Annotated in this window: 26 protein-coding genes and 1 tRNA gene; 9 read left to right on the top strand and 18 right to left on the bottom strand. The window is 66.7% G+C overall.

Annotation, left to right across the window (positions count from 1 at the left end):
- Positions 1-25 precede the first annotated feature (25 nt).
- A tRNA-Ser gene (locus HZ989_RS10150) sits at positions 26-115 on the bottom strand.
- A gap of 197 nt (positions 116-312) precedes the next feature.
- On the opposite strand from HZ989_RS10150, the gene HZ989_RS10145 reads away from it, so the two are divergent.
- From HZ989_RS10145 to HZ989_RS10120, 6 genes are read left to right on the top strand one after another with little or no spacing between them, the layout of a single operon-like run.
- The gene (locus tag HZ989_RS10145) at positions 313-1,011 is read left to right on the top strand and encodes a septal ring lytic transglycosylase RlpA family protein (RefSeq protein WP_245162336.1); all 699 of its coding nucleotides are present in this window, start codon (positions 313-315) and stop codon (positions 1,009-1,011) included.
- 48 nt (positions 1,012-1,059) lie between these two features.
- Entirely contained in the window at positions 1,060-1,686 is a 627-nt protein-coding gene (gene tmk / locus HZ989_RS10140; RefSeq protein WP_209320715.1) for a dTMP kinase, read from the top strand.
- A complete protein-coding gene (locus HZ989_RS10135; RefSeq protein ID WP_209320714.1) occupies positions 1,683-2,663 on the top strand; it encodes a DNA polymerase III subunit delta' in 981 nt (326 codons plus the stop codon). Before tmk ends, HZ989_RS10135 begins: the two co-directional genes overlap by 4 nt.
- A 7-nt stretch (positions 2,664-2,670) precedes the next feature.
- Entirely contained in the window at positions 2,671-3,453 is a 783-nt protein-coding gene (locus tag HZ989_RS10130; protein WP_209320713.1) for a TatD family hydrolase, read from the top strand.
- Positions 3,450-4,250, top strand: coding sequence for an MBL fold metallo-hydrolase (locus tag HZ989_RS10125; RefSeq protein ID WP_209320712.1), 801 nt, complete (start codon positions 3,450-3,452; stop codon positions 4,248-4,250). The genes HZ989_RS10130 and HZ989_RS10125 overlap by 4 nt, the downstream gene beginning before the upstream one ends.
- A gap of 52 nt (positions 4,251-4,302) precedes the next feature.
- Positions 4,303-4,485 (top strand): DUF3606 domain-containing protein, encoded by a 183-nt coding sequence (locus HZ989_RS10120; RefSeq protein ID WP_209320711.1) that lies wholly within the window; start codon positions 4,303-4,305, stop codon positions 4,483-4,485.
- 1 nt (position 4,486) lies between these two features.
- On the opposite strand, the gene HZ989_RS10115 is transcribed toward HZ989_RS10120, so the two are convergent.
- The 13 genes from HZ989_RS10115 to HZ989_RS10055 all read right to left on the bottom strand — a co-directional run bounded on the left by HZ989_RS10115 (position 4,487) and on the right by HZ989_RS10055 (position 17,280).
- Positions 4,487-5,182: a VIT family protein gene (locus HZ989_RS10115; RefSeq protein ID WP_209320710.1), complete on the bottom strand. Its 696-nt coding sequence runs from the start codon at positions 5,180-5,182 to the stop codon at positions 4,487-4,489.
- A 101-nt stretch (positions 5,183-5,283) separates the two neighbouring features.
- Positions 5,284-5,907 carry a hypothetical protein gene (locus HZ989_RS10110; protein WP_209320709.1) on the bottom strand — a complete coding sequence of 208 codons (624 nt, stop codon included), beginning with the start codon at positions 5,905-5,907 and terminating at the stop codon, positions 5,284-5,286.
- Positions 5,908-5,921: 14 nt separating this feature from the next.
- Positions 5,922-7,343, bottom strand: coding sequence for a dihydrolipoyl dehydrogenase (gene lpdA / locus HZ989_RS10105; RefSeq protein ID WP_209320708.1), 1,422 nt, complete (start codon positions 7,341-7,343; stop codon positions 5,922-5,924).
- On the bottom strand, positions 7,336-7,824 hold the full coding sequence (locus tag HZ989_RS10100) for a glutathione peroxidase (protein WP_209320707.1): 489 nt from the start codon (positions 7,822-7,824) through the stop codon (positions 7,336-7,338). The genes lpdA and HZ989_RS10100 overlap by 8 nt, the downstream gene beginning before the upstream one ends.
- 8 nt (positions 7,825-7,832) lie before the next feature.
- Positions 7,833-9,149: a pyruvate dehydrogenase complex dihydrolipoamide acetyltransferase gene (locus HZ989_RS10095; RefSeq protein WP_209320706.1), complete on the bottom strand. Its 1,317-nt coding sequence runs from the start codon at positions 9,147-9,149 to the stop codon at positions 7,833-7,835.
- The gene (locus HZ989_RS10090) at positions 9,146-10,543 is read right to left on the bottom strand and encodes a pyruvate dehydrogenase complex E1 component subunit beta (RefSeq protein ID WP_209320705.1); all 1,398 of its coding nucleotides are present in this window, start codon (positions 10,541-10,543) and stop codon (positions 9,146-9,148) included. The genes HZ989_RS10095 and HZ989_RS10090 overlap by 4 nt, the downstream gene beginning before the upstream one ends.
- Complete coding sequence (gene pdhA, locus HZ989_RS10085; RefSeq protein WP_209320704.1) at positions 10,540-11,589, bottom strand: pyruvate dehydrogenase (acetyl-transferring) E1 component subunit alpha; 1,050 nt, start codon at positions 11,587-11,589, stop codon at positions 10,540-10,542. Before pdhA ends, HZ989_RS10090 begins: the two co-directional genes overlap by 4 nt.
- A 127-nt stretch (positions 11,590-11,716) precedes the next feature.
- Positions 11,717-12,034, bottom strand: a complete 318-nt coding sequence (locus HZ989_RS10080) for a septum formation initiator family protein (protein ID WP_209320703.1) — start codon at positions 12,032-12,034, stop codon at positions 11,717-11,719.
- Positions 12,035-12,156: 122 nt separating this feature from the next.
- On the bottom strand, positions 12,157-13,173 hold the full coding sequence (locus tag HZ989_RS10075; protein ID WP_209320702.1) for a M48 family metallopeptidase: 1,017 nt from the start codon (positions 13,171-13,173) through the stop codon (positions 12,157-12,159).
- A 6-nt stretch (positions 13,174-13,179) separates the two neighbouring features.
- Positions 13,180-13,749, bottom strand: a complete 570-nt coding sequence (locus HZ989_RS10070) for a LemA family protein (RefSeq protein ID WP_209320701.1) — start codon at positions 13,747-13,749, stop codon at positions 13,180-13,182.
- Between the two features lie 73 nt (positions 13,750-13,822).
- On the bottom strand, positions 13,823-16,024 hold the full coding sequence (parC, locus tag HZ989_RS10065; RefSeq protein ID WP_209320700.1) for a DNA topoisomerase IV subunit A: 2,202 nt from the start codon (positions 16,022-16,024) through the stop codon (positions 13,823-13,825).
- A gap of 39 nt (positions 16,025-16,063) precedes the next feature.
- Positions 16,064-16,795 (bottom strand): DNA repair protein RecO, encoded by a 732-nt coding sequence (gene recO / locus HZ989_RS10060; protein WP_209320699.1) that lies wholly within the window; start codon positions 16,793-16,795, stop codon positions 16,064-16,066.
- Positions 16,795-17,280, bottom strand: coding sequence for a nuclear transport factor 2 family protein (locus tag HZ989_RS10055; RefSeq protein ID WP_209320698.1), 486 nt, complete (start codon positions 17,278-17,280; stop codon positions 16,795-16,797). The genes recO and HZ989_RS10055 overlap by 1 nt, the downstream gene beginning before the upstream one ends.
- A gap of 285 nt (positions 17,281-17,565) precedes the next feature.
- Here HZ989_RS10055 and HZ989_RS10050 point away from each other — a divergent pair, with 285 nt between their 5' ends.
- Genes HZ989_RS10050 through HZ989_RS15200 form a run of 3 tightly spaced genes read left to right on the top strand, consistent with a single transcriptional unit; the run spans position 17,566 to position 19,368 of the window.
- Positions 17,566-17,913: a helix-turn-helix transcriptional regulator gene (locus HZ989_RS10050; RefSeq protein ID WP_209320697.1), complete on the top strand. Its 348-nt coding sequence runs from the start codon at positions 17,566-17,568 to the stop codon at positions 17,911-17,913.
- On the top strand, positions 17,897-18,397 hold the full coding sequence (locus HZ989_RS10045) for an SRPBCC family protein (protein ID WP_209320696.1): 501 nt from the start codon (positions 17,897-17,899) through the stop codon (positions 18,395-18,397). Before HZ989_RS10050 ends, HZ989_RS10045 begins: the two co-directional genes overlap by 17 nt.
- A 14-nt stretch (positions 18,398-18,411) precedes the next feature.
- Complete coding sequence (locus tag HZ989_RS15200; protein WP_245162335.1) at positions 18,412-19,368, top strand: SRPBCC domain-containing protein; 957 nt, start codon at positions 18,412-18,414, stop codon at positions 19,366-19,368.
- On the opposite strand, the gene HZ989_RS10030 is transcribed toward HZ989_RS15200, so the two are convergent.
- From HZ989_RS10030 to lepB, 4 genes are all read right to left on the bottom strand, one after another.
- Entirely contained in the window at positions 19,365-20,603 is a 1,239-nt protein-coding gene (locus tag HZ989_RS10030) for a serine hydrolase (RefSeq protein ID WP_209320695.1), read from the bottom strand. The two genes, HZ989_RS15200 and HZ989_RS10030, sit on opposite strands and share 4 nt — an antisense overlap.
- 76 nt (positions 20,604-20,679) lie before the next feature.
- On the bottom strand, positions 20,680-21,627 hold the full coding sequence (era, locus tag HZ989_RS10025; protein ID WP_209320694.1) for a GTPase Era: 948 nt from the start codon (positions 21,625-21,627) through the stop codon (positions 20,680-20,682).
- The gene (gene rnc, locus HZ989_RS10020; RefSeq protein WP_209320693.1) at positions 21,624-22,337 is read right to left on the bottom strand and encodes a ribonuclease III; all 714 of its coding nucleotides are present in this window, start codon (positions 22,335-22,337) and stop codon (positions 21,624-21,626) included. The genes era and rnc overlap by 4 nt, the downstream gene beginning before the upstream one ends.
- Positions 22,337-23,125: a signal peptidase I gene (lepB, locus tag HZ989_RS10015; protein WP_245162524.1), complete on the bottom strand. Its 789-nt coding sequence runs from the start codon at positions 23,123-23,125 to the stop codon at positions 22,337-22,339. Before lepB ends, rnc begins: the two co-directional genes overlap by 1 nt.
- Between the last annotated feature and the right edge of the window lie 380 nt (positions 23,126-23,505).

Here is a 23,505-nt window from a genome sequence, read left to right as displayed (position 1 = left end):
CGGGGGCCGCTTCGTCTTGGAGCTGTGGCGGACAGGGTGGGATTCGAACCCACGGCAGGCTTTCACCTGCGGCGGTTTTCAAGACCGCTGCCTTAAACCACTCGGCCACCTGTCCGTATGGACACAAGGCATAGCAGCGACGCGCCCGTTAACCAAAACGGAAATCGTCCGGTCGATCATGAAGCCATGATCGGGATGACAAACCTTCGGGCGGCTCTCAGGTTCTTGGTCGTCGGCACCGCGTTGTCGACGCTCGCAGCCTGCGCCAGCGCCGGCGCGCCCGGTGGCACGCGACGGGCCGTGATTCCGGTCGTGACCGACCCCGCACCGATCGTGTCGGGCACGATGCGGCCGTATCAGATCAGGGGACGCTGGTATCGACCGGCGGAACAGCCGGGATATGACGAGGTCGGCATGGCGTCCTGGTATGGCGACCAGTTCAACGGGCGGCCGACATCGACCGGCGAGCGGTTCGACATGCACGCCCTGACGGCGGCCCACAAGACACTGCCGCTGCCGGGGCTGGTCGAGGTGACCAACCTGGCCAACGGACGGACGGTCGTCCTGCGCGTCAATGATCGGGGACCCTTCGTCGACGACCGGATCATCGATCTGTCCCGAGGCGCCGCCGAGGCGCTGGATCTTCTGCAGCGTGGCGTGGGCGAAGTTCGTGTCCGTTACATGGGCCGCGCCCCCAGGGTCGGGGGTGGTGCCGTGCTTTCGTCCGCCCGGTCGCAACCCCGACAGCCGGCCGCCGTGCCCGAACCGGCCCCCATACCCATGGCTTCGTCCGCACATTTCTGGATCGAGGTCGCGGCCTATCCGACCCGGCCGGAGGCGCGGGCCGCGGCCGGGCGTCTGGGCGAGACGGCCCGGGTGCAGGCCGCGACCGACAACTCCAGGTTCCGGGTGCTGCTGGGACCCTGGCCCGACGCGAATGCCGCCGAACAGGCACGACAGTCCGTCGTGGCGCGGGGATTTCGCGACGCCCTGTTGATATCGGCGCGATAGGACCGAAGCGCCCTTGGCCCCGGGCGTCGGGGTCGCCATTGTGCGCCGATGGCGCGCGGTCGGTTCATTACGTTTGAAGGCGGGGAGGGGACCGGAAAGTCCACCCAGGTCGCCCGTCTGGTCGATCGTCTGCGCGCGGGGGGTCGCGAGGTGATTCGGACCCGCGAGCCCGGGGGGTCCCACGGCGGCGAGGCCATCCGCGAGCTGGTGGTCCGCGGCAGCGCCGATCGCTGGTCCGCGCGGACCGAGCTGCTGCTGATGTTCGCGGCGCGCTCCGATCACCTGGAGCGTACCATTCTGCCGGCGCTGGAGGCCGGACACTGGGTCGTTTGCGACCGCTTCGCCGATTCCAGTCGCGCCTATCAGGGATTGGCGGGGGGCGCCGAGACCGCGTTTGTCGAGGCGCTCGACCGGCATGTGGTCGGGCGCAATCAGCCGGATCTGACGCTCGTTTTCGACCTGCCGACCGAAGTCGGACTGGAACGCGCCCTGGCGCGTGCCCAGGAAGACACCCGCTTCGAGTCCAAGGGCATCGCCTTTCATCAGGCTCTGAGGCAGGCCTTTCAGGCCATCGTCGAAACGCATCCGGAGCGGTGCCGCCTGATCGATGCGACCGGGTCGGTCGATGAGGTCGAGGCGCGCGTGTGGGCGGCCGTGGAGACGCTGGCACCATGACGGCCGAGCCGAGAGATCGCTTCGACCTGGTGGCGTCCGCAGGGGCGGAAAAGGCCTTTCTGGAGGCACTGGATCGGGGGCGGCTGCATCACGCCTGGTTGCTGTGCGGACCTGAGGGTCTGGGCAAGGCGACCTTCGCCTATCGCGCGGCACGCCGTCTGCTGGGGGCGCGGCCTGACCCGACGCGGGGGGCGCTGGGCGCATCGCCCGGCGATCCGGTCAGCCAGCTGGTGTCGGCCCAGTCGCATCCGGATCTGATGGTGCTCGAGCGCCTGTCGGACGGTGGCAAGACGAAGAAATCCATCTCCGTCGATCAGGCGCGCGATCTGCCGGAGTTCTTTTCCAAAAGCCCGTCCCAGGCCGCGTATCGCGTCGCGATCGTGGATACGGCTGACGACCTGAATTCCAATGCGGCCAATGCCTTGTTGAAGACTCTGGAAGAGCCACCGGAGCGCGGTGTGCTGTTCCTGATCAGTCATGCGCCGGGGCGACTGCTGGCCACGATCCGGTCGCGATGCCGTCGGCTGACGTTCGCGCCCTGGGATGATGCCGCAGTCGCGGCTCTGGTCTCGCGCCAGACCGATCTGGACGGTGACGAGGCCCTGCGGATCGCGGGGATGGCGCGGGGATCGCCCGGCGCGGCCCTGTCCCTGGCGACCGAGGCCAGTCTGGCGCTCGACCGGCTCGCCCGGCGCTGGGTGGACGAGCCCGCGCTGGACCGGGCCGAGCAGATGGCGATGTCGGACACCTTTCGCGGGGCGGACGGGCAGGGGCGGTTCGAGGCGCTGATGGATCGCCTGACCGCCGCCGTGAAAACGAGGGCGCTGGAGGGGAGCGACGGCGCGGTCTGGGCGGATCTCTGGACCCGGCTGAGCGAACTGCCGGACCGGACCGCCGCCGTGAACCTGGATCGCGCCGACGTGCTGGCCGGGGCCCTGGCCGACCTGTCGCGGGCCAAGGCCCAGGCGGGTCGGTGAGGTCGCCATGCTGATCGACAGCCACGTCAATCTGCATGCGGTCCAGTTCGACGAGGATCGCGATGCGGTCATCGCGCGCGCACGGACGGCGGGCGTGGACCTGATGGTCGAGATATCGGACTCGCTCGCCACCTTCGAGGCGACCCACGCCCTGGCAACGCAGCATCCCGACATCTGGTGCACCGTGGGGGCGCATCCCCACGAGGCGCGGCATCACCTTGAGATGACCGCTGCGGATCTGGTGGCCCTGGCCCGGCGCCCGCGTGTGGTCGGAATCGGGGAGTGCGGACTGGATTTCCACTATGACCTCAGCCCTCGGGACCAGCAGGAGGCGGTGTTTCGCGAACATATCGTCGCCGCACGCCAGACGGGCTTGCCGCTGGTCGTGCACACGCGCGAAGCGGACGACCGGATGGCCGCGATCCTGAGAGAAGAGGTGGAGAAGGGGGCCTTCAGGTTCCTCATGCATTGCTACACAAGCGGGCATGAACTTGCAGAAACAGCTTCGGAATTGGGGGCCTGGTTCTCGGTCTCGGGCATCGCCACCTTCAAGGCGGCGGAGGATGTGCGCGCGGTGATCCGCACCATGCCGGCGGATCGCATCATCGTCGAAACCGACTGTCCGTATCTGGCCCCGGTGCCCCATCGCGGACGGCGGAACGAGCCCGCCTATATCGGCCATGTGCTTCAGGCGCTGGCGGATATCCGGGGCTGGACGCCGGAGGAGGCCGAGGCGCAGACGACGGATGCCTTCTTTGGTCTGTTCGATCGGATCCCGAGGCCCGCATGAGCGATCTGGAGATCACCATCCTGGGGTGCGGGTCGTCCGGTGGCGTGCCACGGGGCGATGGCGACTGGGGGGCGTGCGATCCGGCCGAGCCGAGGAACCTGCGCTCCAGATGTTCGATGCTGGCGCGTCGGAAAGGCCCGGACGGAGAGACATGTCTGCTGATCGACACGTCTCCGGACCTGCGTCAGCAGATGCTGACCGCGCGGGCGACCCGCGTGGACGCCGTGCTGATCACCCACGATCACGCCGACCAGACCCACGGTATCGACGATCTGCGGGTGTTCGCCCTGCGACGGCGCCAGCGGCTTCCGGCCTGGATGGATGCAGCGACACGGACGGCGCTGACCCACCGGTTCGACTACATCTTCGAGAGCAAACAGGGTTATCCGGCCATTCTGGAGGCGCAGGACCTTCCGGCTCACGGCACGCCCTGGGAGGTCGACGGCCCGGGGGGCGCGGTACCGGTCGTGACGTTCGACCAGGGCCATGGGCCCATCCGGTCCGTCGGCTATCGACTGGGTCCTGTCAGCTATTCGAGCGATGTCGATGCCCTCGACGATGACGCGCTGCGCGCCGTGAGCGGGTCCGACATCTGGATCATCGACGCCTTGCGCTGGACACGCCATCCGACGCACGCCCACGTGGACCAGGCGCTGGAATGGATCGCCGCTGCCGATGTCGGCAAGGCGGTGCTGACGAACCTGCATATCGATCTGGATTACAAGGCGTTGTCGGCGCTTGTTCCGTCAGACGTGGAGATCGCACACGATGGCTGGACCGCAGCGATCCGCCTCTGATCCATCTACAATTTCGCATAATATATCTTAGGCGATAAAGGGAAACGCCCTCATGGCTGGCCTCAAGGACAAACGCGGTTTCATCGACAAGGACCGTCTGGACCTGTCGGAGCGCCAGGCTGTCGAATACTGGATGAAGCGCTGGGGCGTGACCCGAGAACAGATCACGGCGGCGCATCGCAAGGCCGGCCGGATGGTCAAGGACATCGCTGCAGAACTCGGCAAGAAGCGCTGATTCAGGTCACGACGCCAAACAGTCGGCCGATGCCCGCTGTGACGGCCAGGGCGATCGCGCCCCAGAAGACGACACGCGCGATGGGCCGGAACAGGCCTGCCCCGCCGGCGGCGGCGCCGAGCCCACCAAGGACGGCGAGAAAGACCAGGGACGATACGGCCACGACGGGCATCACCCCCTCAATGGGCGTGATGAAAACAGCCAGCAAGGGCGCTGCGGCCCCCAGGGTGAACGTCGCTGCAGAGGTCAGCGCGGCCTGGACGGGTCTGGCCGTGGTGAAGGTCGAGATGCCGAGTTCATCCCGTGCGTGGGCCATCAGGGGATCGACCCGCATGAGCTGCGCGGCGACCTGATTGGCAAGGTCCGGGGTCAGGCCACGCTCGACGTAGATCTGGCTCAGCTCGCGCGTTTCCGCCTCCGGCGATGCCTCCAGCTCGGCCCTCTCCTTGGCCAGATCCGCCTTTTCGGTGTCCGATTGGGAACTGACGGAGACGTATTCGCCTGCGGCCATCGACAGGGCCCCGGCCACCAGACCGGCGATGCCGGCCACCAGGACGGCGGATTTCGAGGAGCCGGCTGCGGCCACACCCATGATCAGACTGGCCGTCGACACGATGCCGTCATTCGCGCCAAGGACGGCCGCCCTGAGCCATCCGACGCGCGAGATGACGTGGCCTTCGAGATGGGATCGCTTCATCTGCGCACAGAGCGCCCTGCCCCGGCCGAGCGCAAGCCTTCAGTGAGATGCGGATCACCCGGCCACAGGCGTTCACCGATCGGCGCGGACGACCGTTTGGGCTAACCGGGTTGCACCCTGCCCCGCCAGAGAGCAAACGAGGCCAGGCCGACGGGGCCCAGCAGGGCCAGGGCGACGGGTCGCTGGATCGCACCCTCCCACCGGATCAGGTCGATGCCGGTCTGGCCCGTCATCACCGCAGCAGAAGCGGCGACCGCCAGCAACGCGAAGAGGAACGCGAGCCGCCAGACAGACGAGCGCCGGAAAACGATCAGGAGGATCGCCGGATAGACCACGCCTGCGAGCATGAAGGGGCCGCTCGCGCCATGTGAAGGGTCAGGCAGCGGCACCAGTCCGGCCCACAGGGTGGCACCGCCCACGCTGATCACACACAGACCCGCCGCGAGGGCGATCGGCAGGTTAACGCCAAGTCCGCGCATCCGGACCACCTGGCCCACGCCGGCGAGAATCGCCATGGCCCCGATCAGCATCACCAGGGTGTTGAACACGCTGGCCACGGGCGAATCGAGCGAGCCTAGCTCACTGGCCACGTCGCGGGCGAAATCATACCCCGGAACGAAGGGGAACAGCGCGATCTGCATCGCGAAATAGAGGATCGGAAAGGCAATCCCCGCCAGCAGCGCGAACCTGACCCAGGAGATTGGTCTCGTCGAGGGGTCGGGCATGCGCCGAATCATTCCTAGAGATGGATCACCCGGCCATACGCATCCAGCGCCGCCTCATGCATGGCCTCGGACATGGTCGGGTGGGGATAGACGATGCCGTGGATGTCTTCCTCGGTCGCTTCCATGGTGATGGCGGTGACATAGCCCTGGATCATTTCGGTGACCTCGGCCCCGATCATATGGGCCCCGATCAGGGCCCCGGTCCGGGCGTCGAAGATCGTCTTGACGAACCCCTCGGTCTCTCCCGAGGCGATGGCCTTGCCGTTCACCTTGAAGGGGAAGCGGCCGATCCTGACCTCACGTTTCGCCTCACGCGCGCCCTGCTCCGTCACCCCGACCGAGGCGACCTGGGGCTGGGCATAGGTGCAGCCGGCGATGGGCGAATGGACGTTGGGCGAGGCGAAACCGGCGATGTGTTCGGCGGCGTGGATGCCTTCGTGACTGGCCTTGTGGGCCAGCCATGGCGCACCGGCGCAGTCGCCGATGGCGTAGAGCCCCTTCACATTGGTCCGGCAGTGGCCGTCGATCTCGATATGGCCGCGGTCCATCTTCACGCCCAGCGCCTCCAGCCCGATGCCGTCGGTGTTGGCGGTGATGCCGACCGCCGAGATGCAGACCTCGGCCTCAAGCACCTCGGCCTTGCCGTCGGCCTCGATGCCCACCTGCACGCCCTTGCCGCCCCCCTCTCTGGAGACGGTGGACACCTTTGTGACCTTGCAGCCGGTACGGAACTTCATGCCGCGCTTTTCGAAGGCCTTCCGGGCGGCTCTGGAGACCTCTTCGTCCTCGACCGGCATGATCCGATCGACCGCTTCCACGACCGTAACTTCCGCGCCCAGGGCTCTGTAGAAGCTGCCGAATTCGATTCCGATCGCGCCCGATCCGATGACGATGATCGACCGGGGCATGGCCTTGGGTGCCATGGCTTCCCGATAGGCCCAGATCCGATCGCCGTCGGCCTCCAGGCCGATCTGGGGGATGGCCCTGGCCCGGGCACCGACCGCCAGCATGACCGCCCTGGCCTCGACCGTGCGCGAACCGCCGGCCTTGAGCGCGATGACGACCCTGGGGGCCGCAGCACCCTTCTCCAGCTTCGCGTTGCCCTCGATGACCTCGATCCTGTTCTTTTTCATCAGGAAGCCGACGCCCTGATTGAGCTGTTTTGCCACGCCGCGCGAGCGGGCGATGATGGCGTCGAAATCGAAGCCGACCTTGTCGGCGGACAGGCCATAGTCCTTCAGATGACTCAGGCTCTCGTACTTCTCACCCGACTTCAGCAGGGCCTTGGTGGGGATGCAGCCCCAGTTCAGGCAGATCCCGCCCAGGGTCTCACGCTCGACGATGGCGACCTTCAGGCCCAGCTGGCTGGCGCGGATGGCCGCGACATAGCCCCCCGGACCCGAGCCGATGACGACGAGATCAAGCGTATCAGCCATGTCGGATCAGTTTCTCGATATCGGGCACAATGGCCGCAGGTTCGACCTGGGGCGCATAGCGGGCGACCACCCTGCCCTCCCGGTCGGTCAGGAATTTCGTGAAATTCCACTTGATGTCACGGCTGCCGAGGAAGCCCTTCTTCTGTTCCGTCAGCCAGGCGTAGAGCGGGTGGCGGTTCGCGCCATTGACCTCGATCTTGTCGAACAGCGGGAAGTCCACGTCATAGGTGGTGCTGCAGAACGAGGCGATCTCGGCGGCCTTGCCCGGCTCCTGCCCCCCGAACTGGTTGCAGGGAAAGCCCAGCACCTCGAACGGCTGGTCCGCGAACTGTTTGTGCAGGGCTTCCAGCCCCGCATACTGGCCCGTGAAACCGCATTTCGACGCCGTGTTGACGATCAGCAGCGCCTTGCCGCGAAACCGCTCCAGCGGCACCTCGGTCCCGTCGATGCCGGTGGCGGCGAAGTCATAGACGGTGCTCATGATCCCTCTCAGGCCAGCATGGTGACAGGATCTTCGATCAGCGGCTTGAACGCCTGCAGGAAGCGCGCGCCGATGGCACCGTCGACGACCCGGTGATCGCAGGTCAGGGTGACGGTCATCACCGTGGCGACGGCCAGCTGGCCGTTCTTCACCACAGGCCGTTGTTCGCCCGCACCGACGCTCATGATCGCGCCCTGGGGTTCGTTGATGATCGAGCTGAAGGCCTTGATCCCGAACATGCCGAGGTTCGAGACGCTGAAGGTGCCGCCCTGGAACTCCTCGGGCTTCAGCTTCTTGTCCCGGGCGCGTTTCGCCAGATCCTTCGATTCTACAGCGATCTGGGACAGGGATTTGGTTTCGGCCTTGAATATGATCGGGGTGATCAGGCCGCCGTCGATCGCCACCGCCATCGCCACGTCGGCGTTGTGGTGCATCGCGATACCCTCGGGCGAATAGCTGGCGTTGGCCTCGGGCACGCGCTTCAGGGCCATGGCGGCGGCCTTGATGACGAAGTCGTTGACCGAGACCTTGATGCCCCTGGACTCCAGGCCCGTATTGACCCTGGCGCGCGCCGCCAGCAGCGCATCGATCTCGCAGTCGATGAACAGCGGGAAGTGCGGCACGGTCTGGATCGAGCCGACCATGCGCCGCGCGATCGCCTTGCGCATGCCGTCCAGCGGGATCAGGTCGTAGCTGCCGTCGGGGATCCCCATGTCGGCCAGAGACTGAACCTTGCGCGCCTCGATGCCCGAGGCGGCGGCCGTCACAGGCGATACCGCCGGACGCGCGCCGCCCTTGCCGGCGGCCTCGACATCGGCCTTGACGATGCGGCCGTGCGGGCCCGTGCCCTTCAGGGTCGACAGATCCAGACCGGCGTCCCGGGCCAGACGCCGTGCCAGCGGCGAGGCGAAGACGCGCGCACCCTGTTCTCCCCCCCTTGGGGGGAGAGGCTGCGGAGCAGCCGAGGGGGGCGCGATGGGCTCGGACTTGCCCCCCTCTGGCGGCTGCGCCGCCTGTCTCCCCCCAAGGGGGGGAGACTGCGGTTGCGGCGACTGGGCAGCCTTCGGAGCCGGAGCGGCCGAACCGCCCTCCTCCGCCAGCCGGGCGATCGGCGTATTGACCTTCACGCCCTCGGAGCCTTCGGCCACCAGGATGGCAGTGATCGTGCCTTCGTCGACGGCCTCGACCTCCATGGTCGCCTTGTCGGTCTCGATCTCGGCGATCACATCACCCGCCTTGACGGTGTCGCCGACCTTGACGTGCCATTTGGCCAGGACGCCCTCTTCCATCGTGGGCGACAGGGCGGGCATCAGGATGTCGGTCATGCCATCACCGCCTTGACCGCCTTCACGATCTTGTCGACGCCGGGCAGCGACAGGATTTCCAGATTGGCGGCATAGGGCAGCGGCACATCCTCCTGATGCACCCGCAACGGCGGCGCATCGAGGTAGTCGAAGGCATGTTCGATCACCCGGGCCACAACCTCGGCACCGACGCCCATCGGACCCCAGCCTTCCTCGGCCGAGACCAGGCGGCTGGTCTTCCTGACGCTCTCAACGATGGTCTCATGGTCCAGCGGGCGCAGGGTTCGCAGATCGATGACCTCCACCGAGATTCCCTCGGCCTCCAGCTGTTCGGCGGCCTGCAGGGCGAAGCCGACCATGCGGGCGTGGGCGGTGATGGTGACGTCGGTACCCTCGCGGCGGACCCTGGCCTTGCCGATGGGAACCAGCCAGTCCTCGACGTCCGGCACGTCGAACTCGATGCCGTACATCATCTCGTGCTCGAGGAAGACGACAGGGTTCGGGTCGCGGATCGCCGATTTCAGCAGGCCCTTGGCGTCGGCGGCGTCATAGGGGGCGACGACCTTCAGGCCCGGCACCTGGGCATACCAGGCGGAATAGTCCTGGCTGTGCTGGGCCCCGACGCGGCTGGCGGCACCGTTCGGACCGCGGAATACGATGGGCGCCCGGATCTGGCCGCCGGACATGTACAGCGTCTTGGCGGCCGAGTTGATGATGTGGTCGATGGCCTGCATCGCGAAGTTGAAGGTCATGAACTCGACGATCGGCTTCAGGCCCGCCATGGCGGCGCCGACACCCAGACCGGCGAAGCCGTGCTCGGTGATCGGGGTATCGACCACGCGGCGGGCGCCGAACTCCTGCAGCAGTTCGCGGCTGACCTTATAGGCGCCCTGGTACTGGGCGACCTCCTCGCCGATCAGAAAGACAGCCTCGTCGCGGCGCATCTCTTCGGCCATGGCATCGCGCAGGGCGTCGCGGACGGTCGTCTTCACCAGCTTGGCACCGGCCGGGATTTCGGGATCGCGCAGCGCAAGCCTCGGTGGGGAAGACGAGCCCCCCTCCCCCGCTTCGCGGGGACTCCCCTCATCGGGGGGAGATTGCGTTCCGGAATGTCCCCCCTCGGGGGGGACCGAAGCCTGCGAAGCAGGGTTCGAGGGGGGACTGGCCACCGCGCCAGCCTCTCCCGCCATCCGGGCGATCGGCGTATTGACCTTCACGTTCTCGGAGCCTTCGGCCACGAGGATTTCGGCGATCTCGCCCTCATCGACGGCCTCGACCTCCATGGTCGCCTTGTCGGTCTCGATCTCGGCGATCACATCGCCCGCCTTGACCGTGTCGCCCGCCTTGACGTGCCATTTGGTCAGGGTGCCTTCTTCCATCGTGGGCGACAGCGCCGGCATGAGAATGTCGGTCACTGGGCGTTCTCCAAGATGGGGGTCTCCACATAGACGTCGGTGTAGAGCTCGGACGGATCCGGCTCGGGGCTTTCCTGGGCGAACTGGACGGCCTCGGCGACGATGGCCTTCACCTCGGCGTCAATGGCCTTGAGCTCGTCCTCCGTGGCCTTCGCCTGCTCCAGTAGCATCTTGACGTGGTCGATGGGGTCGCGGGTCTTCTTGACCTCGTCAACCTCCTCCTTGGAACGGTATTTGGCCGGGTCGCTCATGGAATGACCACGATAGCGATAGGTCTTCACCTCAAGGATGAAGGGCCCCTCGCCCGCTCGCGCGCGCTTCACCGCCCGCTCGACCGCGTCCTTGACCGCCAGGACGTCCATGCCGTCGACCAGTTCGCCGGGGATGCCGAAGCTGGCCCCGCGATGGGCCAGGTCGGTCGTCGAGGACGAGCGTTCGATGCTGGTCCCCATGGCGTACTGGTTGTTCTCGATGATGTAGATGGCCGGCAGCTTCCACAGCTGGGCCATGTTGAAGCTTTCGTAGACCTGGCCCTGGTTGGCCGCGCCGTCGCCGAAATAGATGAAGGCGACGCTGTCATCGCCCCGGTACTTGCCCGCGAAGGCCAGGCCGGTGCCGAGCGCGACCTGCGCTCCCACGATGCCGTGGCCGCCATAGAAGCCGGTCGGCACGTCGAACATGTGCATGGACCCGCCCTTGCCCTTGGACGACCCGCCGGAGCGTCCGGTCAGTTCGGCCATGACCTCTTTCGGGTCCATGCCCGCGGCCAGCATATGGCCGTGGTCGCGATAGCCGGTGATGATCTTGTCGTGGCCCTGTCTGACGTTGGCCTGAACGCCGACCGCAACGGCCTCCTGGCCGATGTAGAGGTGGCAGAAGCCGCCGATCAGACCCATGCCATAAAGCTGGCCTGCCCGCTCCTCGAAGCGGCGGATCAGGACCATCTCGCGATAGTAGGCGAGCAGCTCGTCCCTGGTCGCGGTCGGGGCGTTGGGAATCCTGGCCGAGGCCTTTGAGTCCGTGGTCTTCTGGGCGGCTCTCGCCATCCGGCATCTCCCGGGTATGGGCTCCCGGGCTATCCGCGCCGCCGGAGCTTCTTATCGTTACGGAAAGCGGCTGTAGCAGCCTTCGTTCCCCAATGGCAAAGCGCGCAAGCTCCGTTGTAACAAGAGTTCAGGAGCGCGTGGCGGTCGCCGACCCGACGCGCGGCGTACCGACCTGGACCACATAGTCGCGAGGGTCCGAAAAGCCGAGCACGGCGCTGGCGCGTTCCTCTAGCAGGTCCCGGGACAGGCTGCCGGTGCGCAGATAGCGAACACGAACCTCGAGATCGGCACGCTGCTCGCTCAGAGCCATCAGCTGGGTCTTGCGCTGGACCAGACGCGCATCGCGCGCAGACCCGCTCAGAAGACCGCGTTCACCGGTCAGGGCCTGAACGCTCAGATACACGACCAGCAGAAACAGGAAGCCGGTCACAAAATAGGGTTTCATCCGTTCGAGCAACACGAACGCTCCTTCTGAGCGTGAAGTCAGTTGCCCATTCGTGACCGAAAATGCCTAACAAATCCTAGCTTGACCGTAGGCGAGGCCTCGAAATCTTCGCCCCGCGGAAATCAGGAGACGGGAACCGCCGTGGTGGCCGAGGGGATCGCCGAATTGTCCCGGGAGCCGGGGTCGCGGCCGCCGGCGAACCGGATCAGGGCTGCGATCCGCTTCTCGATCGGCGGGTGGGTGGCGAACAGGGCATCGGTGAAGCCCTCACGCTCATTGTCGAGAAACAGGCCCTGCACATCGTCGGGGGCCTGGAGCTTCGATCGACCGGACACCTTGCGCAGGGCCGAGATCATGGAGTCGGGGTTCCTGGTCAGTTCTACCGAACCCGCGTCAGCGACATATTCGCGGGTCCGGGACAGCATCATGCGGATGACGAGGGCGAAGATATAGCCGACGGCCGCGATGGCGAACCCGATCAGGATCAGGAGACCCCCGTTCCTGTTGTCCCGGCTGCGTCCGCCCCTGACATAGAACAGGCTACGAAACACCAGCTGGCACAGCACGCTGATGATGCCCGCGAAGATCGAGGCGATGATCATGGTCCGCACGTCCTTGTTGATGACGTGCGTCAGCTCGTGGGCCAGGACGGCCTCCATCTCATCCCGGTCGAGGGCGGCGATCAGGCCGCGCGTGACGGTCACGCTGTAGTGGCCCTCGCGAATGCCGGAGGCGAAGGCGTTCAGGCTGTCGCTGTCGATGATGCGGAGCGTCGGCGTCTGCAGCCCGCGCGAGATGGCAAGATTTTCCAGCAGGTTATACAGCTGAGGCTCATCCCGGCGCTCAACCTTGCGGGCCCCGGTCATGGCGTCGATCATGGCCTGATTGCCGAACCAGGCAATGGCGAACCAGACCAGGGCGACGACGACGGCCAGGGGGATGGTGCCCGCCAGCATCGACAGGGCCAGACCGATGTCCTGGCCGAGCGTCCCACCGGAATTGGGCAGGAAGCCGAACCCCATCAGCACCAGCTCCAGCCCGAACAGGACGAGCGTCAGCATGACCGGAAAGCCGATCAGCAGCAGGGTCGAACGCGTGTTGTTCGCCCAGATGTGGGTCTGCAGCCCGACGGCGGCCATACAGGGTTAGAACTTCACCGGGGGCGGTGCGGCGGTCATGGCCGCACGATCGGTGGCATCGACGGCGAAGAACGGCTTTTCATTCCCGAAGCCGAACATCCCGGCGAACAGGACGGTCGGGAACTGGGCCCGCACGGCGTTGAACTCGGCCACCGCATTGTTGAAGAAACGTCGCGCGGCGGCGAGCTTGTTCTCGATGTCGCTCAGCTCGCGCTGCAGTTCCAGGAAGTTGGTGTTGGCCTTCAGGTCCGGATAGGCCTCGGCCACGGCGAACAGCCTGCCCAGAGCGCCGGTCAGCATGTTGTCGGCATTGACCTTCTGATCGACCGTCGAGGCCCCGGCGGCGGCAGCGCGCGCCTCAGTCACCGCGTTCAGCGTGCCCTGCTCGTGCGCGGCATAGCCTTTCACCGTCTCGACCAGGTTGGGGATCAGGTCGTTGCGCTGCTTCAACTGCACGTCGATGTCGGCAAAGGACTGGTCGGCCTTCTGATCCAGGGCGACAAGCCTGTTGTACCCGCCCAGCACGACGAATCCGAGCACGGCGATGATGACGACGACGACGATGATGGCGGTCATGACGGGCCCCTGTGAGACCCGGATTATCGCGCGATCGGATCGGTGCGGCCAGTGAAATCGCGGTAAGCCGGGGTCAGCGGAACTTGCGCAGGCCCCGCGGTCCCATCCGCCCTGCTCCGGCGCGCTTGCCCAGCCAGTCCTTCCAGTCGGGCCAGTTGCGACGGCGTCCGCCCCCGTCGATCCATTCCGGCCCGTGCGCCCCGTCGAACAGGGCGATGTCTGTCAGCCCGCCCTGCTTGAACGACTGCAGCTTCACGCCCTTGCCGCGTCCCATTTCCGGAAGCTCCTCGGCCTTGAAGATCAGGGTCTTCAGATTTCCGCCGATGGTGACGATGTGGTCGCCGTTGACCCGGAGCGCGGCCAGCAGCTCGCCGTTCAGCACCTGTTTGCCGCCGCGCTTCTGGGCCAGCAACTCGTCTTCCGGGGCGATGAAGCCATAGCCGGCCTTCGATGCGATCAGCAGCTTCGCGCCGGGCTGATGGGCGAGGACCGCGACGATGCCGGCGCTTTCCTCCAGCTCGACCATCAGCCGAAGCGGCTCGCCGTGGCCCCGTCCGGACGCCAGCCTGTCGGCCCCCACCGTAAAGACGCGGCCGTCGGACGCCGCGACCAGCAGCTTGTCGGTCGTGAAGGCCGGCACCAGAAAGCCCAGGGCGTCGCCTTCCTTGAACTTCAGCTCGGACGGATCCTCGACCTTGCCCTTGACGGCCCGGATCCAGCCGCGCTCGGACAGGATCACGGTGATCGCCTCGCGCGGGATGAAGGCCTCGGCGGGCACGAAGGCGGACGCGTCGACGGCCTCGGCGATCGTCGTGCGGCGTGGCGAAACCGTGACCTTGCGCGTCGCCGCGAGCTCCTGCCCGATCTTCTTCCACTGTTTGGCCGGTGACGATGTCAGCGACTGCAGCGAGGCCAGTTCTTCGGACAGGGCCTTGTATTCGTTCTCGATCGTCATTTCCTCGATCCGCGCCAGCTGACGCAGCCGGGTGTCGAGAATGAAATCGGCCTGGGTTTCCGACAGACCGAAGCGGGCGATCAGGACGGCCTTGGGCTGCTCCTCCTCGCGCACGATGCGGATGACCTCGTCCAGGTTCAGGAAGACGATCCGCAGGCCTTCCAGAAGGTGCAGCCGCTTCTCGACCCGCTCGATCCGCCAGGCCGAGCGCCGGTTCAGCACCTCGCGCCGATGATCCAGGAAGGCCTGCAGGCAGGCCTTCAGCCCCATGACGCGCGGCGTGCCCGTGGCGTCCAGCACATTCATATTGACGGGGAAACGGACCTCCAGGTCCGACAGACGGAACAGGCTCTCCATCAGGCTGTCGGCATCGATGTTGCGGCTCCTGGGGTCGAGCACGATGCGGATGTCCTCGGCGGACTCATCGCGCACGTCCCCCAGCAGGGGGGCCTTCTTCTGTTCGATCAGCTCGGCCAGGGCCTCGATCAGTCGTGATTTCTGGACCTGATACGGCACCTCGGTGATGACGATCTGGTAGCCGCCCCGCTCCAGCGGCTCGCGCTCCCATCGGGCGCGCAGACGCACCCCGCCGCGTCCGGTCTCATAGGCGTCGAGGATCGAGGCCTGCCCCTCGACCGCCACGCCGCCCGTGGGAAAATCCGGCCCCGGCACGATCCCGGTCAGCTCCGCCGTGGTCGTCTCGGGCCTGTCCAGAAGGACCAGACAGGCGTCGATCAGCTCTCCGACATTGTGTGGCGGGATCGAGGTCGCCATGCCCACGGCGATGCCGGACGATCCATTGGCCAGCAGGTTGGGGAAGCCGGCCGGCAGGACCGTCGGTTCTTCATCCTGATCGTCATAGGTCGGACGGAAGTCTACGGAATCCTGATCGATTCCATCCATCAGAAGCATGGCCGCCGGGGTCAGCTTGCACTCGGTGTAGCGCATGGCCGCGGCGTTATCGCCGTCGATGTTGCCGAAGTTTCCCTGCCCGTCCACCAGCGGATAGCGCTGGGCGAAATCCTGGGCCAGGCGCACAAGGGCATCATAGATCGAGGCGTCCCCGTGGGGGTGGTAGCCGCCCATGACCTCGCCCACGACCTTGGCGCATTTGCGCGCCGCCGCCTGCGGATTCAGCCGCATCTGGTGCATGGCGTAAAGAATTCGACGGTGCACGGGTTTGAACCCGTCACGCACATCGGGCAGCGCCCGGTTGGTAATCGTCGACAGGGCATAGGCCAGATAGCGACGCGAAAGCGCATCACCCATCGGTTCGTCGACGATACGGCCGCCTTCGGGCGGGGGAGAGTGGAGGGTCATGGATTGCGAATCGGCTGGTTTGACCCGGCAGTCTAGCCCCTAAAGACGGCCCTGCTCTGCCAGCTTGTCGATCATCCAGACCCGCGCCTCCGGGAGTGGCCGGTTCTGGGGATGGAAGACGAACTGCTCCAGGAAATGCCCGGTCAGGTCCAGACCGGCGCGCACGTCGCCGTCCCGCAATCCGGCCTGGGCACCAAGCATGAAGGGCGGTAGTTTCAACAACTTGTCAGCATAGGGTGCACCGGCGTCCGAACTGACGGCCCGGCCGGTGCGGGGGCTGACCCAGATCAGATCGCCCATCGAACCGGTGACGGCACAGCGCGACAGATCGAGCCCGAACCCCAGATCCTCCAGCAGCCCCGCCTCGAACCGCACGAAGATCGCCGGCCAGACCGACGGGATCCGGAAGGCCGACATCAGGGCTTCGAATGCCAGGAAGGCCCCGGGATGCGGCTCGCGCTCCGGCAGGGCGCCCTGGGCGACAGCCGCGGCGGCCGCGAGGCCCGTCAGGGCCAGGCTATCGTCGAACAGGGCGCTCGGTCCCTCCCCCACCGGTTCCAGCCGCGCCGACCCCAGATGATCGGCAGTCCGGGCCCGGTAGTCGGCGATGACCCGCGCACCGGCCTGCAGGAAGGGCTTCATCCGGCGCGACGCCCCTCCGGCCACATAGGCGGCATGCCGTCCGTGGGTCTCGGTCAGCAGGTCGACGACGACGCCCGTATCGCCATGGGACCGCGCCGACAGGACGAAGGCGTCTTCGTGGAACTCCATCAGGGGGCCGGGGCTTCCTTCGCCGCCTCGTACGTCCTGATGATGCGGGCGATGGGGCTGGCCAGATCGTTCGGGACGGCGAGGCTGAGGACGTATTGCTCGATCTTCCAGCCGCCGTCGGTCAGGCGCATGACGCCCGACCCCCGCGTGCGGCCATAGGTGTCGTTGGTCAGCTGTTCCTCGAACCAGGCGATGCAGCGGCATTCGATCGGCGCGATCGTGACGACCCGCGACGTCGCAGGATACGACCAGCCTTGGCCGCGCGCGAAATAGGGACCGACATAGCCGCGCAGCTCGTCCAGCGTCCAGTGTTCGCCGGCGTCCGTCCCGACGAAGCGGGCATCGGGCGCATAGAGTGCGAAATAGGCATCTGCGTCGGCCGCGGCCGAGGCGACGTTCAGCGCATCGAGGACGGCCGCGACCTCGGCCTCCGGCGTCGCGGATCGAACGGTCAGGGCGGCGAGGGCTGCGAGGACAAGGGACATGGGCACCTCCGGATAGAAATGCCCTTCCTAGCCCTACTCGCCGCCTTCCGGAACCGGACAGGTCTTTGGGGTGATCGCCCGGGTGAGGATTCCGGTCGACGACGAGTCCGGCGATGGCTTGAGGGTGCCGTTCAGAACGACGGCTCGCAGGGGCCGTCTCCGGCTCGGAGAACCGGCCAGAACGGTGCCAGGGCCACGGCCTTCCCCGGGTTTCATTTAACCGCTCGGTTGACAACAGTTGGCGACGGGCGCACTTAACCGATCAGTTCAACACGAAACGCCGACATGCAGCCCGATCTCCTCTCCGCCCGGTTCGCCGCCCTGGCTGACCCCACCCGTCGGGCCATCCTGGCGCGTCTGGCCGAGGGCGAGGCCAGCGTGAACGATCTCGCCGCGCCTTTCGACATGAGTTTACCGGCCGTTTCCAAGCACCTGAAGGTTCTGGAAAAAGCGGGCCTGATTTCGCGCGGGCGGGAAGCGCAATGGCGACCCGCGCGGCTGGAACCGATGGCGCTGAAAAGTGTCGCCGAATGGCTGGAACACTATCGTCGATACTGGGACTCCAGCTTCGACCGGCTCGAAACCTACCTGCAGAAGATCCAGAAGGGAGACCCCGATGGCCCACGAAACTGACAACCCCTGCCATACGCCGGGCGAGCCCAACGGCTTCGACCTGACGCTGAAGCGCCACTTCGATGCGCCCCCCGAAAACGTGTGGCAGGCCTGGATCACCCCCGACCTGCTGAAACAATGGTTCTGCCCCAGGCCCTGGTTCGTCTCGGAGGCCGTCATCGACCCGCGCCCCGGCGGCGTCTTTAACACGGTGATGAACGGACCCGACGGTGAGGTCATGCCGAACTCGGGCGTGATCCTCGCGATCGAGCCGAACCGCAGACTGGTGACGACCGACGCCTTCACGCCCGACTGGCGACCGACCGGGCTTCCGTTCATGGTCGCCGAGGTGACCCTGGCACCCGCGGCCGATGGGGGCACAGACTATGTCGCCGTGGCGCGCCACTGGAACGTCGAAACGATGAAGCAGCATGAGGCGATGGGTTTTGAGGCCGGGTGGAACGCAGCCGCCGATCAACTGACCGACCTGCTCAAGACGCTGTGAGCGCCCGGATGTCGATGTCTGAAACCACCCTTCCCGACCTGCCGGCTCTGCTGCCGCACCGCCTCGACATGACGCGCGTGTTCGATGCGCCGCGTCCTCTGGTCTGGGCCGCCTGGACCCGGCCCGAGATGCGGGTCCAATGGCTGGGTCCGGTCGAATGGCCCATGGTCTCGGGAACCAACGACCTGCGGGTGGGCGGACCATGGCGGGCCTGCCTCCGGTCCGTCGAGACCGACGAGGACCTCTGGCAGGGGGGACACTATCGCGAGATCGACGAACCCCGACGACTGGTCTTTACCTTCAGATGGGACGAGAGCCACGAAGACGGTCCGCCCGCAGAGACGCTGGTGACCGTCGATCTGCACGAGACCGCCGACGGCCGCACCCGGATGGACTTCACCCACGAGGGCCTGAAGTCCGAACGAAGTCTGGCCGGCCACACCCATGGCTGGACCTCGACCATGGACCGGCTGGAGGCCTGGCTCGCCATCCATCCCGACGGACAACACGCCGAGGAGACCAGAATGAAACTCGTGACCAGCCTGAGCTTCGCCGGAAATTGCCGGGAAGCCTTCGAATTCTACGCCCGGGTCCTGGGCGGCGAGATTACGGCTGCCATGACCTACGGCGACGGTCCGCCGGGGATGGAGGTGCCGGCCGCCATGAAGGACTGGCTGATGCACTGCTGGCTGCAGGTCGGAGATCAGGCCCTGATGGGTTCGGACATGCATTCGGACTGGGCCACGAAGATCAATGAGCCCAGGAACGGCTTTGACGTCACCCTCCATACCGACAGTGTCGAGGAAGCCCGCCGGGTGTTCGAGGCTCTGTCCGAGGGCGGCACGGTCGCCATGGCGTTCTCGGAGATGTTCTGGACGCCCGGCTTCGGCACCCTGACCGACCAGTTCGGCATTCCCTGGATGGTCAACGTCTCGCCGGCCGCCGACTGGAAGCCGGGAGCGGCAACCTAATCGGCCAGGGCGGTCGGGAAGGGGTGCCCGAGCGCCTCGGCCATCCCTTGCTGCGAAATCAGCAGGACCTCGGGCTGCTGGTGGTAGTTGTTCGACAGCACAATCACCGCGACCCGGGCGTCCGGCTGCCAGGTCACCAGGTTGCGAAAGCCTGACCAGCTGCCGGTGTGATAGATTTCCCGGTCCTGAAAGGCCGGCGTCACCCGCTGGCCGAGGCGATTGGCCATCAGGCCGTACCCCCATTCCCGTCGGGGCAAGCCGTTCCTGTCCCTCGGCTGATCCGCCGGGGCGTGGTCGGCGATCATCTGGGCATAGCTGAAAGGCGTCAGCACATGGCCGCCATGCAGCGCCCACTCCCAGACCAGCATGTCGTCGAGCGTCGAATACAGCGCACCCGCACCGGCCACGATCGACACGTTCGGCTGGCGCTGGGCCGTCAGCCCGGCCGGAAAGGTCGCATGGCCGGTGACGATGCCGAGATCGCTGTCATCGTCGAACCCCGTGTCCTTCATGCCGAGCGGCTCGAAGAAGGTCGTCCGCAGATAGTCCGGAAAGGCCATGCCACTGGCCTTCTCGACGACGGCGGCGGCCAGGTTGAACCCGGCATTGTTATAGGAAAGCTTTAATCCCGGTGTGAACGACAGGTCGAATCCCTTTGACTCCTCAGTCAGTTCGTCCAGCGCCGCTGGCGTGACCCGGCGATCGCCCCAGCCGGGTCGCGCCATCAGGTCCGGGATGCCGGAGGTGTGCGACAACAGATGGCTGAGCCGGATGGGGCCCCAGGCGACGGGACACGGCTGGATCCATTTGCAGACCGGATCGCCGATCGACAGCCTGCCCTCGTCCTGCAGTTTCAGGAGGGCGGCCGCCGTGAACTGTTTCGAGACCGATGCCAGGCGGAACCGGGACGTGATCCGGTTGGGTGCGCCTGTGGCGACGTCGGCAGGGCCGTAGGCCTGTCGGAACAGCACCCGGTCGCCGCGCGCCACCAGGACGGCCCCCATGAACCGACCGGCCCCTGCCTCGGCCTGAAGGCGAGACGCGAGCAGCGGCAGCGACTCGACGACCGCGACAGGCGGGCGTTCGGGCAGAGCGGCCCGATCGGACGACGGCGTGGGCACTGGCCGTGCCATCAGGGCCGCAGCCAGGGCGGCACCGCCCACCAGCAGAACCACGCCGATCAGGCCGAGGATGAGGCGGGGACGAGCCCCCGACGTACGCGGAACGTGGAACATCAGGCTTGGTAACGGCTCCGCACGATTCGTCACCCCCGACGGGCGTTTCCGCGCTCAACTCTGCGCGAGCGGCAGGCTAGACGTCGAAGTCCAGGCCGAACTGGGCATAGAGCGCCCGGCTGTCCTGCCATTTCGGATCGACCTTGACCGTGAGGAACAGATGGACCGGGCGATCCAGCAGCTCGGTCAGTTCCTCGCGCGACTTCTGGCCGATCCACTTCAGGGTCTGCCCGCCCTTGCCCAGCACGATGGGCCGCTGGCTCTCGCGCTCGACGTAGATGGTCTGTTCGATGCGGGCGGAGCCATCGGCCTTCTCGTCGAAGGCCGTGGTCTCGACCGCCGCGGAATAGGGCAGTTCTTCGTGGACGCGCAGATAGACCTTCTCCCGGGTGATCTCGGCGGCCAGGACGCGGATCGGCACATCGGCGGACTGGTCCTCGGGATAGAGCCAGTGCCCTTCGGGCATGGACAGGGCCAGCCGCTGCTTCAGGTCGTCGACCCCGTCGCCGGACAGGGCCGAGATCATATAGACCTCGGAATAGACGCCCGTTTCGAACAGGGCGTGGGACAGGGCCAGCAGGGTGTCGCGGCGCATGCCGTCGATCTTGTTGAGCGCCAGGATGACCTGGGTGTCGGTCGCCTTCAGATTGGCGATGATGGTCTCGGTGTCCTCGGCCGAGCGGCGGTCAGCGGCCTGACCGTCCTTGCCCTCGGAGGCGATGTGCGAGGCGGCGTCTATCAGATGGACGACGACATCGGCGTCCTGGGCCCCGCCCCAGGCCGAAGCGACCATGGCGCGATCCAGCCGGCGGCGCGGGGTGAAGATGCCGGGCGTGTCCACCAGAACGATCTGGGCCTCGCCCTCCATGGCGATGCCGCGCACGGGAAAGCGGGTGGTCTGGACCTTCTGGGTGACGATGGAGACCTTGGACCCCGTCAGCCGGTTCACCAGGGTGGACTTGCCGGCATTGGGCGCGCCGATGATGGCGGCGAAGCCCGCGCGGGGGTTCTGGGGTTCGGTCAAATCACGCCTTCTCGCTGCAGCAATGCGGTCGCGGCCGCCTTTTCCGCGTCCTGACGCGAACGCCCCGCGGCGGTCAAGGGTTCGACGCCCTCGATGGAAACCTCGACCGTGAACGTCGGGGCATGGTCGGAACCGGTCCGGGACGCCACGCGATAGGCCGGCAGGGGGCGGCCCTGCCCCTGGGCCCACTCCTGCAGCGCGGACTTCGGATTGTTCAGGGCACGCGGGGCAGGCGAGGACAGTTCCCGGGCCCAGGCCCGGTCGAACATCGCGCGGGCCGAATCGAGGCCCCCATCCAGGAATACCGCGGCCAGCAGGGCCTCGACCGCATCGGCCACGACGCCTTCCTTGCGGCGGCCGCCGGTCCGGGTCTCGCCGGGCGACAGGCGAAGGGCCTCGCCGATCCCGAGGGCTTCACCCACCCGGCCGCAGGCGTGTTTGTCGACCAGGGCGTGCAGGCGCGAGGACAGCTCGCCCTCGTCTGCCGCCGGGAAGTCGTCGTGAAGACGCTGCGCGACCAGCAGACCCAGCACCCGGTCGCCCAGGAACTCCAGCCGTTCGTTGTGCCGCGCGGGCTTGCCCGCGGCCTTGTCGGCCCCCTCCCCCACGCTGGAATGGGTCAGGGCCCGCTCCAGCAGGGCGGGGTCGCGGAAGACGTAGCCGATGCGGTCGACCAGAGCGGCCACCGCATCGGCGCGGGCATTCGCCATCAGTCGAGGATCTTGAAGAAGCGGCTCAAGCGGATGTTCTGGAACCAGCTGACGGGGTTCCACAGGGAGGCACCCGGCGACCAGGAGAACATGATGATCTCGGCCTTGCCGACCAGATTTTCGTCCGGCACCAGACCCACACCGGCGGACTGCTGCACACGGCTGTCGATCGAGTTGTCGCGGTTGTCGCCCATCATGAAATAGTAGCCGACCGGAACCTCATAGACGCCCGTGTCGTCCAGATCGCCGCCGGGACCGAAATCCTGGGTCATGAAGGTCTTGCCGTTGGGCAGGGTCTCGCGGACCTCCGTCACCGGACGCGGGCCGAAGACGTCGGCGACCTCTGCCGCGCCCACGGTCACGTCCTGGACCGGCGTGCCGTTGATGTAGAGCTTGTTGGCGATCATCTGGATCTTGTCGCCGGGCAGGCCGATCACCCGCTTGATGTAGTCGGTCTTGTCGTCGCGCGGCAGCTTGAACACGACGATGTCGCCACGGTTCGGCGCACGGCCCAGAACCCGGTCATCGCCGAGCGGCAGGTTGACCGGCAAGCCCGACGAGAACCTGGAATAGCCATAGGCCCACTTGGACACGATGATGTAGTCGCCCTCGTAGAGGTTCGGCTCCATCGAGGCCGAGGGGATGGTGAAGGGCTGGAACAGCAACACACGCAAGACGAAGGCGATGGCCAGGGCCACGACGATGGTCTTGATGATTTCAAGGGTCTCGGAGCCGGCCGAGCCGCCCTCGTCGTCATCCCGGGCCGCGACGCGGGCCGCAGCGGGAATCTTTTCCTTGCGGTCGTCGAACGGTGCATCGCCCTGATCGCTCCAGATCGGGCGGGGCACGTAAGACGAGGTCACGGGCTCGGCGGCGACCGGTTCGACGGGTGCCTCGGCTACGGGAGTCGGTTCGGCGGAAGGCTCTGCGATGACCGGTTCCGGTTCGGCAGGAGCCTCGGGCTCGCCCACCGCCTCGTGGTGCGCCTCAAGGGCCTCGGGTGCGTCGCTTTCGGACGCTGCGAAGGCCTCCTCGGTCGTCTCGGGTGCGTGATGCTCAGGTGCGTGATCTTCGGCCGCGTGATCTTCGGCCGCGTGATCTTCGGCCGCGTGATCTTCGGGCGCGTGATGTTCGGGCGCATGATCTTCGGCCGCGTGATGTTCGGGCG

The sequence above is a fragment of the Brevundimonas sp. AJA228-03 genome (assembly GCF_017795885.1).
In the GTDB taxonomy this organism is placed as follows: Bacteria; Pseudomonadota; Alphaproteobacteria; order Caulobacterales; family Caulobacteraceae; genus Brevundimonas.
This window is presented reverse-complemented; position numbering and strand designations above follow the sequence as displayed.

Excerpts from the sequence above, each read along its gene's own strand:
- tmk (WP_209320715.1), top strand. The coding sequence starts at position 1,060 with ATGGCGCGCGGTCGGTTCATTACGTTTGAAGGCGGGGAGGGGACCGGA.
- HZ989_RS10135 (WP_209320714.1), top strand. The coding sequence starts at position 1,683 with ATGACGGCCGAGCCGAGAGATCGCTTCGACCTGGTGGCGTCCGCAGGG.
- HZ989_RS10130 (WP_209320713.1), top strand. The coding sequence starts at position 2,671 with ATGCTGATCGACAGCCACGTCAATCTGCATGCGGTCCAGTTCGACGAG.
- HZ989_RS10125 (WP_209320712.1), top strand. The coding sequence starts at position 3,450 with ATGAGCGATCTGGAGATCACCATCCTGGGGTGCGGGTCGTCCGGTGGC.
- HZ989_RS10120 (WP_209320711.1), top strand. The coding sequence starts at position 4,303 with ATGGCTGGCCTCAAGGACAAACGCGGTTTCATCGACAAGGACCGTCTG.
- HZ989_RS10115 (WP_209320710.1), bottom strand. The coding sequence starts at position 5,182 with ATGAAGCGATCCCATCTCGAAGGCCACGTCATCTCGCGCGTCGGATGG.
- HZ989_RS10110 (WP_209320709.1), bottom strand. The coding sequence starts at position 5,907 with ATGCCCGACCCCTCGACGAGACCAATCTCCTGGGTCAGGTTCGCGCTG.
- lpdA (WP_209320708.1), bottom strand. The coding sequence starts at position 7,343 with ATGGCTGATACGCTTGATCTCGTCGTCATCGGCTCGGGTCCGGGGGGC.
- HZ989_RS10100 (WP_209320707.1), bottom strand. The coding sequence starts at position 7,824 with ATGAGCACCGTCTATGACTTCGCCGCCACCGGCATCGACGGGACCGAG.
- HZ989_RS10095 (WP_209320706.1), bottom strand. The coding sequence starts at position 9,149 with ATGACCGACATCCTGATGCCCGCCCTGTCGCCCACGATGGAAGAGGGC.
- pdhA (WP_209320704.1), bottom strand. The coding sequence starts at position 11,589 with ATGGCGAGAGCCGCCCAGAAGACCACGGACTCAAAGGCCTCGGCCAGG.
- HZ989_RS10080 (WP_209320703.1), bottom strand. The coding sequence starts at position 12,034 with ATGAAACCCTATTTTGTGACCGGCTTCCTGTTTCTGCTGGTCGTGTAT.
- HZ989_RS10075 (WP_209320702.1), bottom strand. The coding sequence starts at position 13,173 with ATGGCCGCCGTCGGGCTGCAGACCCACATCTGGGCGAACAACACGCGT.
- HZ989_RS10070 (WP_209320701.1), bottom strand. The coding sequence starts at position 13,749 with ATGACCGCCATCATCGTCGTCGTCGTCATCATCGCCGTGCTCGGATTC.
- parC (WP_209320700.1), bottom strand. The coding sequence starts at position 16,024 with ATGACCCTCCACTCTCCCCCGCCCGAAGGCGGCCGTATCGTCGACGAA.
- recO (WP_209320699.1), bottom strand. The coding sequence starts at position 16,795 with ATGGAGTTCCACGAAGACGCCTTCGTCCTGTCGGCGCGGTCCCATGGC.
- HZ989_RS10055 (WP_209320698.1), bottom strand. The coding sequence starts at position 17,280 with ATGTCCCTTGTCCTCGCAGCCCTCGCCGCCCTGACCGTTCGATCCGCG.
- HZ989_RS10050 (WP_209320697.1), top strand. The coding sequence starts at position 17,566 with ATGCAGCCCGATCTCCTCTCCGCCCGGTTCGCCGCCCTGGCTGACCCC.
- HZ989_RS10045 (WP_209320696.1), top strand. The coding sequence starts at position 17,897 with ATGGCCCACGAAACTGACAACCCCTGCCATACGCCGGGCGAGCCCAAC.
- HZ989_RS15200 (WP_245162335.1), top strand. The coding sequence starts at position 18,412 with ATGTCTGAAACCACCCTTCCCGACCTGCCGGCTCTGCTGCCGCACCGC.
- HZ989_RS10030 (WP_209320695.1), bottom strand. The coding sequence starts at position 20,603 with ATGTTCCACGTTCCGCGTACGTCGGGGGCTCGTCCCCGCCTCATCCTC.
- rnc (WP_209320693.1), bottom strand. The coding sequence starts at position 22,337 with ATGGCGAATGCCCGCGCCGATGCGGTGGCCGCTCTGGTCGACCGCATC.